This window comes from Streptomyces sp. 7R007 (assembly GCF_054850255.1).
This window is the reverse complement of sequence record NZ_JBTWMV010000112.1, coordinates 1-8,326: the sequence shown is the minus strand read 5'-3', so window position 1 is coordinate 8,326 and position 8,326 is coordinate 1. Positions and strand designations below refer to the sequence as shown.

Below are 8,326 nucleotides of genomic sequence, written 5' to 3'. Positions count from 1 at the left end.
CGGTGACAGCGCACACCGTCTCTACGACTGGGCGCAGTCGCTTCACTGACTGTCACCTGCCATCTTCTGCGTGGGAGGCCGCAGTTGGCGACCCGGCGTCGTCGGGTCCGTCGAGCTCCAGGAGGCGGTGCAACGGGAAGGCGCCAGCCCGCCCGCGCAGGTGACGCCTGCAGCGGAGTGGTCCGTCTTTGCACACCACCGCTGCGGGCGGACTCTCGGCCCAGCGGCGGGCACGCTGCTCCGCGGCCCGCCATGGACCGGAACGGACCGCCGGTACCGCCGTTCGAGCGGGAGGAGGACGTGCGCGTCCAGGTGCCTCGACCACGTCGGCACGTCACCCCAGCACTTCGTGCGCGGTGCGGCGCTCGCGGTTCATGCCGACTCGCGCCCGAAGGCCATGCGCAGGGCTCGCCAACGCGTCCTGCAGCCGCCGAGTTCTTCGTCACCCAGGCGGCGACCAGCACCTCAGGCCTGGCCTGACCCGGCACCGACGGGCGGCTGTGACCTGGGTGACCTCTGGGCAGTACGGTCACGTGTTGTCACCTGATTCCTCACGTCGCAAGAATGCGGGCAGATCGTCCAGACCCTTTCCGGTGTCCGGCCCGCTTCCAAAGCAGGTCTGGCCGCCCTCCGCGCGCCCGTCTGGGACCAAGGCACAGGGCCTGGCCCGCTCCGCGCCGTTGACCGCCCCGGCCGCGCAGCGAGCGCGTGCCTGAGGGCATCGTGATGTTGCTGGGCACGTTCACGGTGCCGGCGTTCGTGCAAAACCGGTGTACGGACGTACGCGCCGCCAATGACGCGGCCGTCGCCCTGTCTCCACACCTGGCACCGGAAGTCAACCGACTCCGGGCGCTGTTCACTGATCCTGTCGCCCGTGAGCTTCACATGGACTGGGAACAGGGCACCGCGGGGATCGTCGCCCAGCTGCGTGCCGCGACCGGGAGCGACACGGACGATCCGCGACTGACTCAGCTCATTGGTGAGCTGTTGCTCAAAAGTCATCGCTGTCGCCAGTTGTGGGCCCGTCACGACGTGCGCCGCTGGGAGTCGGCCACGACCCGGCTGATGCACCCTCAGGTCGGCGAGCTGCGTCTGCGACGCGAGAAACTGGCCATCGCCGGTCCCGAGGGCTTGCTTCTCGTCGTCCATCGCGCCGAGCCAGGTACGCCTTCGGCGCAGGCGCCGGCGCTTCTCGGCTCACTGACGGCCACCGACCGAGGAGGGACCACGAAGAATGGGAAGCCCCCACGCTCGCATGAAACGCGGGGCCTTGGAACCAGCGACTGAGCCTTCCTGTGGGGCTGATGCCAACGGGCCATGATGTGTGTTCCACGTCGAGGACTCTGCCTTCGACGTTCCTCTCAGGGCCGGCATGACGACCGAGGCTGAGTTCACGGACTCACCGTCGGCGGCCAGAAGGCCGACGACGCCCTGCTGACCGCGCTGGTCACAGCGCGGAGACGACGATGCGGGTGGCACCCGTGAAGCACCCGAGCCAACGGTCCGGGGCTCCCGGCCGCTCTCGGCGGCCGGGAGCCCCGGGCGGGTTCATGCCGTCGGCATCAGGGGGCCGGAGCCTTCCGACTCCAAGGGGTCGGCTTCCTCGTCCGACCCGAGCCGCATCTCAGGGGCCGGGCGCCGGAAGCCCTTGGTGATCACAGCGAGCCAGACGATGCCGATGACCAGCCAGCCGAGGCCGAGCCGGACGGCGGTGCCGCCGAGCTGGGTGATCAGGTAGACGTCGACCGCGGCGCCGGCGGCCGGTAGCACGAAGTACCGCACGGGGGAGTGCCGGGTTCCGGAGCGCCACTGCCGCACGGCGTAGGCGATCACGCAGATGTTGACGAGGGTGAAGCCCAGGAACGCGCCGAAGTTGATGAAGGAGGTGGCGTCGGCCAGCGAAAGGTTCATGGCCAGCAGGCCGACGGCGCCGATGACCAGCACGTTGACGACCGGGGTGAGCAGCTTGCGGTGCAGGCGCCCGAAGACGCGGCGCGGCAGGGCCCCGTCGCGGCCCATGACGAACATCAGGCGGCTGGTGCTGGCCTGGATGGCCACGCAGGAGGCGAACCCGCCCAGCATGCCGACGATGTTGGCGACGTCGGCGAAGGTCTTCCCGCCGACGGTGGTGGCCAGCAGGTATCCGGCGGAGTTCTCGTCGGGGAATGACCCGCCCGGGTGGGCCCACTGCATCAGGAAGGAGATGACCACGAAGACGGTGCCGCGTGTCAGCACGGTCAGGACGATGCTGCGCGGGATGGTGCGCTGCGGGTCGCGCACCTCCTCGCTGAGGGTGCTGACCGCGTCGAAGCCGAGGAAGGCGTAGGCGGCGACGGCGGCCGCCGCGGTGACGGCGGACAGGCTGGTGGCGCCGTTCCAGAAGGCCTGCCCGGCCGCGGGGGCGCCGCCGTGGCCGAGTCCGTAGTGCACGCAGAGCACCGCGAGCACGACGAGGACGGCGGTGACGCCGACCAGCAGTACTCGGTTGACCCGGTCGGCGACCTTCAGCCCGATCACGTTGATGGCTGTGGCGAGGACGACGTTGATGACCAGCCACGCCCACTCCGGGACGGCCGGGAACTGAGCGTGCAGGTAGATGGCCTGGAGCAGCCAGGCGACCATCGGCAGGAAGAGGTAGTCCAGCAGCAGGGCCCAGCCGGACAGGAATCCGATGCGGGAGTCGAGTTCCTTGCGGGCGTAGGTGTACACGGAGCCGGAGCTGGGGTGCACCTTGGCCATCTTGGCGTAGCTGAGGCCGGTCAGCAGCATGGCACCGGTGGCGATCACGTAGGCGGTGGCCGCAGCACCCTTGCTGGCGGCGGCGATGACGCCGAAGATCGAGGTGACGACGGCGGGGGCCATGTAGGCGACGCCGAAGGCGACCACGGAGACCAGTCCGAGGTCTCCGCGCATGCGGGTGGGCTGGTCCGTCACGGTGTCCTCTCTTCCCCGAGAGCGCGGCGGCTGTCGGTGGGGACGTGCGGGAAGGGGGCCGGGGCGGTGGCGCCGGCCCAGGTGGAGGGGTCGATCCTGCCTTGGTAGAGGGGCAGGGCGAGGGGTTCGTCGTCGGGGCGGAACTGCTGCCACGGCCGGTTGAGGGCGGCGGTGCCGAGACGGCGGACGTTGGCGACCTCGTCGAGGTCGATCACGTCGGTGAGCGTGGTGTCGCTGTCGGCAGCGGCCTCGGAACGCACGTTTCCCTGAGGGTCCACGAGCATGCTGCGGCCGGTGCCGGCGGGCGCGGCGCAGTTGACGCTGGCGACGAACACCTGGTTGACGATGGCGTTGGCGCGGGCCAGCACGGTCTCCTGGGCGCGGTCGCTGCCGGAGGTCAGTACGCAGTTCAGTACCAGCTCGGCGCCCATCCAGGCCAGGTGGCGGGTGGTCTCCGGGAACCATGCGTCGTAGCAGATCGACAGGCCCACGCGGCCGATGCCGTCGAGGTCGACGACGGTGAACTCGGCGCCGGGTGCGACGGTCTCGTAGGGGCGCCACGGGAAGATCTTGCGGTAGGTGGCGATCCGTTCGCCGTGCGGCGAGTACACGGGGGCGGTGTTGTACACGCGTCCGTCGGCTGCGCGCTCGTAGACGCTGCCCGGGGCGAGCCAGACACCCAGGTCGCCGGCGAGTTCGGCCAGAGCGCGGTCGCGCGGGCCGTTCATGGCTTCGGCGAGGGCTTCGGGCAGTTCGGCGGGTGTGAGCGTGGCACCGCCCGCTGGGGCGCCCAGGTGCAGCTCGGGATAGACGACCAGCGGTGCGGCCGGCAGCCCCGACGTGCGCCTTCGAACGTCGGCGGCCAGGCCGTCCAGATCGTCGGCGGTGCGCTGGGCTGCCTGGGCCATCACCAGGGGGAGGGGTCGGGACATGGGACACCAGGTCTGGACTCGGGGATTAGTTAAACGAAATTTAGTTAACGAATGGTGGGTGGTCAATGGGTCCGCGTAAGCGAATACAGGCGGCGTCCGGCGGTATGCGAGCATGTCGACCATGGCCCGACCCAAGAACCAGGCGGAACGCCGCGCCCAGCTGATCGACGCGACCGCCAGGACCGTGGTGGAACTCGGGGCCACCGCCACCAAGCTGCGGGACGTCGCCAGGGTCGCCGGCGTCACCCCCGCCTCGGTGCTCTACTACTACGCCGACATCCAGGAACTGTTCGCCGCCGTGTTCGAGCGCAGCGCCGCGACGTACTTCGTCAGCCGCGAGCGTGCCATCGCGGAAGCCGAAGGGCCGGTGGCGCGGTTGCGTGCCTGCGTCCGCAGCGGCGTGCCCTGGCCCGGTGAAGGCGAGCAGAGCACCCGGCTGCTCTTCGAGCTGTTCCCGGTGGCCCTGCGCAACGAGGGCGCCGCCGACCGGCAGCGCACCTTCGTGCACCAGCAGACCGAGCTCTACCGCCAGGTCCTCGAACTCGGCCAGAAAAGCGGCGAGTTCACGCTGATCGGCGACGCCTTGGCCCTCGGACGCTCCTTCGTGGCACTCGAGGACGGCTACGCGATGGACCTGCTGGTCGGCGACGCGACCGCCCAGGACATCGAGGACCGCCTGCTCGACCACGCCCGCATCGTCACGGGCAATCCGGCCTTCGGCCGGAGCGGATGACCGGGCAGCACCCCGAATACCGTGCCGCGCCGCGGCCGGCACCGGCACCGGAGCACGACTCGGGGAGCCGATTGATGCCGGACCGTCTTGGTGATGGCGTCGCCCCCTGCCGGCGGTGAGGCGCGGAGCCCTGGCGGCGTCGGGGATGCGCATGCTGGCGGCAATCCTGGTCGCCGGGTGATTGCACACGTGTGAGGAACTCGGGGGGGATAGGGCGCGGTGTTGACGGCAACGGCGGACGAGATCAAGCAGCAGGCCGCCGCCAAGGCCGGGCAGCTGAAGGTCAGGCAGCTAGGGTGGCGCCCCAGGTGCGGGACAAGATGCCCGTCCCAGTGAAGGACAAGGCCGCGGCCGATGCCAGGCAGTCGAGGGCCAAGGCGGCGCAGGCCTCCCACCTGCTGAGGGACAAGGCCCCCGAACCGTTGCGGCCCAACGCGCCTTGAGGTCACGGGTTCGTGCCTGGGCTGTGCCACGTTGGTGCGCATGTCAGATGCTGTGTACGGGCTGTTGGGAGTTCTTGGCGGATCCTTGTTGACTGCTGCGGTCGCATACTGGGGTCCGCTGCATCAGCAACGGACTGCCCACGAGCAGGCGAAGGAGGCACGCAGGCGCGAGGAAACCCAGGCAGAGATCGAACGCCTGGTTGACGTGCGTTCATCGCTTCGCACCTAGCAGCTCGTTCTGGACAACGCCTGTACGGAGATGCAGCTGCTGGGCACCCTCGACGTGAACCGGTTCAGGGAGGAAGAGCGGGAGGCGACAGCGCGAGGCCTGCGAGCCCCGGACGAGCTGATGCACGATGACTGGTACGTGGCCATCTCGGACTACGGCGACCCTCATGAACCCTCCGATGAGTCGACGCACGACGCCTCGGCGCACGGGCATCCGGTGGAGACGCTGAATGACTACGGCGCACGCATCCGAGCGCCTGCGGTGACAGGCCGCGCAGCCTCGGATGGTGAAAAGCTCGAACTCGACGCGCTGCGCAAGCCAGCCACGAACGGGGCGAGATGAGCGAAATCATCGAACGGCGCCTGGAACACATCGTCAACGATCTCCCTCGCGACGCGACCACACGCTGACGACGTCACGGCCACGTGTCCGCGGTCCAGGTGCCGATTGCCATGAGGCGCTTTGATGCCAAGGTGGTGAACTGGACGCGGATGCGCGACTGCTACGGGGTTGTCGATCGCGTCCCCGTGCTTCTGGAACAGGTGGAGTTCGAGGGCAACGCCGAAGCATGGGAGGAGCGGGGATTCCGACTGGTCCTGGAACACGACCTCGTCTTCCCCGCCAGCTTTGCCGCCCTGCGGCGCCTGGTGCAGTGCCGCATTGGTCTTGCGGGGGTCATGCGGCGTTGAGTGGTGTTCGGTGATAGGTCCAGTGGGAGGGTCGGGCCTCATCGTCGTAGGCGATGGCGAATTCGCGGATGTGGTGGATGAGGTCTTGGCGCGAGGTGAACTCACTGCGCCGCAGCAGCCGACGGGCCAGGTTCGGGAAGAAGATCTCGACCTTCCCCGCGCAGGCTCGCCCGGGTGCTGCTGACCAGGCTCGGCGACTTCAAGGCCGAGCAGCACGAGCTCCTGGCCAAGCTCACCGCCGCCTGCCCCGAGATGACCCGACTCGCAGCCGGTGTCAGGGGCTTGGCCCCGCTTCTTACGCCGCACGCCGACCACGCCGACGCTCACGCGCTGGATCGCCCGTCCGAGCAGCCGACCTGTCTCATCTGCACGCCTTCACCCGGGGCCTGGGGCCGAGACCTCGACGCCGTGATCGCGGGGCTCATCCTTCCGTACAGCAACGGCCCCGCCGAGGGCGTCAGCACCAAGACCAAGCGGATCGCGCGCCAGATGCACGGACGAGCAGGCTTCACCCTGCTCCGGCACCGCGTCCTCCTCGGATAACAGCACGCTCCGTCACCACCGAATGTGCGACAGGGCCGGTGGATTTGCACTCCCCTGAGCGGGGTGATGTCAGCAAACGCGGCTCTTCTGGCCGTTGCTGACGCCCTCGGTGGGTGCGGAGGGCGGGACCGGTTCGAACAGGGTCGGTGGCACGGGGGGCGCGGCAAGGAGGGCGGCGATCCTCGGGATCTGAGCCGCCACGTTCGCGCTGTGCTGCGTGAACGCCTCGATCGAGGCGAACACCTGGATGGCCAGCAGCGGTCCGTCCGCGTCGCCGCGCGCGCGGTGCACCGAGTAGTGCAGGCACCCAGGTTCGGCACGGATCTGCGGCGCGAGTGCGGCCAGCACCTCGACGAGGTCCTCACGTCGTCCGTTCTTGGCCTTCATCGTGGACACGGCAACGACCGTGCCGGTGCTGACGGGCTGGGCGCCTCGCAGCAGTGCCAGCGCCTGGTCCGCCTCGGCCCGACCGCGCAGCAGGATCTCCTGGCCGTCCACGGTTGCTGCGGATGAGACCGCGACGGCGATCGCACCTACTTGCTCGGCACTGACCCGGTCCGGATCGCCGGAGTCGGCCAGGCGGGTCTTGACCGGCCCGAGGACCAGGGCGAAGACACGCTGCCGTCCTGCGGCCTCGGCCTGGAGGACCCGCCGCATCATCAGCAGGGCGGCCTGCTCCATGCTGACCAAGCCACTGCCGGGTACCGGCGTGAGCGCGGATTCCCCGACGATCAGCGTGTAGGCGCCGCCGGCGTTCAGCCGGGGCAGGAAGGCCCGCAGGACGGCCACGTGCGCGGCGGCGAGCCCGACGAAGGCGCTCTGCCAGTCGCTCCCGTCGATCTCCCAGAGCCGCTTGCCGGCCCACCATCCACCGATCGGGGCCACGACGTCGTCGATGCCGCCGAGCCTGCGCTGCATCTCGTCGGCGAGCTGCTCGGCGCCGGCGAACGTCGTGTAGTCGTGGACCACCAGGTGCAGGCGGTCGGCCGCCGCGTCACCGAGCACGCGTCGGAACTCCTCCGCCCGCTCCTGGGTGCGGGTCGGGACGAGGACGTCCGCGCCGGCGGCGAGGTAGCTGCGGACGACACCCTCGCCTACGGCTCCGGTGCCGCCCGGAACGACAACCCGGCGCCCGGGCAGGTCGGGAAGTGTGGTGATGCTGTGCATGGGATTACTCCTCGGCAGCGGTGAGGGGCAGTGGACCGGCGATCCGCCATTGATCCCGCCCACGTGTTGGTCGAACCAACGTTGGCCTAGCCAACATAGCAGCATGTGTTGGGATGGCCAACAGTTAGGATGGGGGCATGGCGGACATGGAGCACGCATTGCAACCCCCGGCCCGACTGCGTGGGCTAGCCAGCTGGCAGGCGAGCAAGGTGTCGACGCTCGGCGCCCGGCTGACTGCGCGACGCATGCCGCTGGGCGCCCGCGGCGATTTCGCCGTACTGGCAGCCCTGGAGGAGTACGGAGCGCTCAGCCAGGCCGAGATCGGACGGCGCCTCGGCCTCGACCGCAACGACGTCAGCGGCATCCTCAACCGCCTGCAGGACTGCCACCGAGTGACCCGCCACGCCGACCCCACCAACCGGCGCCGCAACGTCGTCACCCTCACCACCGCCGGAAAGCGGCATCTCGAACAACTCCAACAGCACGCCGATGCCGTGCAGGCGGAACTCCTCGCCGGCCTCGACCCTGCAGAACAAAGCCAACTCCAGGCCCTGCTCGCCAAACTACTCGACAGCCACAAGCCACAACCGGCCTAGCCTCGGTCTTGCGTGAGGGTCCGTCAGCAAGCTGTCGCGCGAGCACACCGTGGCCCATCC

General features: G+C 69.5%; 9 protein-coding genes and 1 pseudogene. 7 read left to right on the top strand and 3 right to left on the bottom strand.

The window, feature by feature from the left end; translation table 11 throughout:
- Positions 1–708: 708 nt before the first annotated feature.
- Positions 709–1,287 carry an MmyB family transcriptional regulator gene (locus ACYF6T_RS44020; RefSeq protein ID WP_461703613.1) on the top strand — a complete coding sequence of 193 codons (579 nt, stop codon included), beginning with the start codon at positions 709–711 and terminating at the stop codon, positions 1,285–1,287.
- Between the two features lie 261 nt (positions 1,288–1,548).
- Here ACYF6T_RS44020 and ACYF6T_RS44015 read toward each other — a convergent pair whose 3' ends face one another.
- Positions 1,549–2,934, bottom strand: coding sequence for an APC family permease (locus ACYF6T_RS44015; protein ID WP_461703612.1), 1,386 nt, complete (start codon positions 2,932–2,934; stop codon positions 1,549–1,551).
- Entirely contained in the window at positions 2,931–3,866 is a 936-nt protein-coding gene (locus ACYF6T_RS44010) for a carbon-nitrogen hydrolase family protein (protein ID WP_461703611.1), read from the bottom strand. The genes ACYF6T_RS44015 and ACYF6T_RS44010 overlap by 4 nt, the downstream gene beginning before the upstream one ends.
- A 121-nt stretch (positions 3,867–3,987) precedes the next feature.
- Between ACYF6T_RS44010 and ACYF6T_RS44005 the strand changes: the two genes are divergently transcribed.
- The 5 genes and pseudogenes from ACYF6T_RS44005 to ACYF6T_RS43985 all read left to right on the top strand — a co-directional run.
- On the top strand, positions 3,988–4,599 hold the full coding sequence (locus tag ACYF6T_RS44005; RefSeq protein WP_461703610.1) for a TetR/AcrR family transcriptional regulator: 612 nt from the start codon (positions 3,988–3,990) through the stop codon (positions 4,597–4,599).
- A 320-nt stretch (positions 4,600–4,919) separates the two neighbouring features.
- Positions 4,920–5,042, top strand: a complete 123-nt coding sequence (locus ACYF6T_RS44000) for a hypothetical protein (RefSeq protein ID WP_461703609.1) — start codon at positions 4,920–4,922, stop codon at positions 5,040–5,042.
- Positions 5,043–5,301: 259 nt separating this feature from the next.
- The gene (locus tag ACYF6T_RS43995; protein WP_461703608.1) at positions 5,302–5,613 is read left to right on the top strand and encodes a hypothetical protein; all 312 of its coding nucleotides are present in this window, start codon (positions 5,302–5,304) and stop codon (positions 5,611–5,613) included.
- Between the two features lie 110 nt (positions 5,614–5,723).
- Entirely contained in the window at positions 5,724–5,960 is a 237-nt protein-coding gene (locus ACYF6T_RS43990; protein ID WP_461703607.1) for a hypothetical protein, read from the top strand.
- Positions 5,961–6,083: 123 nt separating this feature from the next.
- A pseudogene (locus ACYF6T_RS43985) lies at positions 6,084–6,503 on the top strand (ISL3 family transposase); the annotation flags it as partial.
- Between the two features lie 69 nt (positions 6,504–6,572).
- Here ACYF6T_RS43985 and ACYF6T_RS43980 read toward each other — a convergent pair.
- Positions 6,573–7,670 (bottom strand): SDR family oxidoreductase, encoded by a 1,098-nt coding sequence (locus tag ACYF6T_RS43980; RefSeq protein WP_461703606.1) that lies wholly within the window; start codon positions 7,668–7,670, stop codon positions 6,573–6,575.
- A 137-nt stretch (positions 7,671–7,807) separates the two neighbouring features.
- Here ACYF6T_RS43980 and ACYF6T_RS43975 point away from each other — a divergent pair, with 137 nt between their 5' ends.
- Positions 7,808–8,266: a MarR family winged helix-turn-helix transcriptional regulator gene (locus tag ACYF6T_RS43975; protein WP_461703605.1), complete on the top strand. Its 459-nt coding sequence runs from the start codon at positions 7,808–7,810 to the stop codon at positions 8,264–8,266.
- The last annotated feature ends 60 nt before the right edge of the window (positions 8,267–8,326 follow it).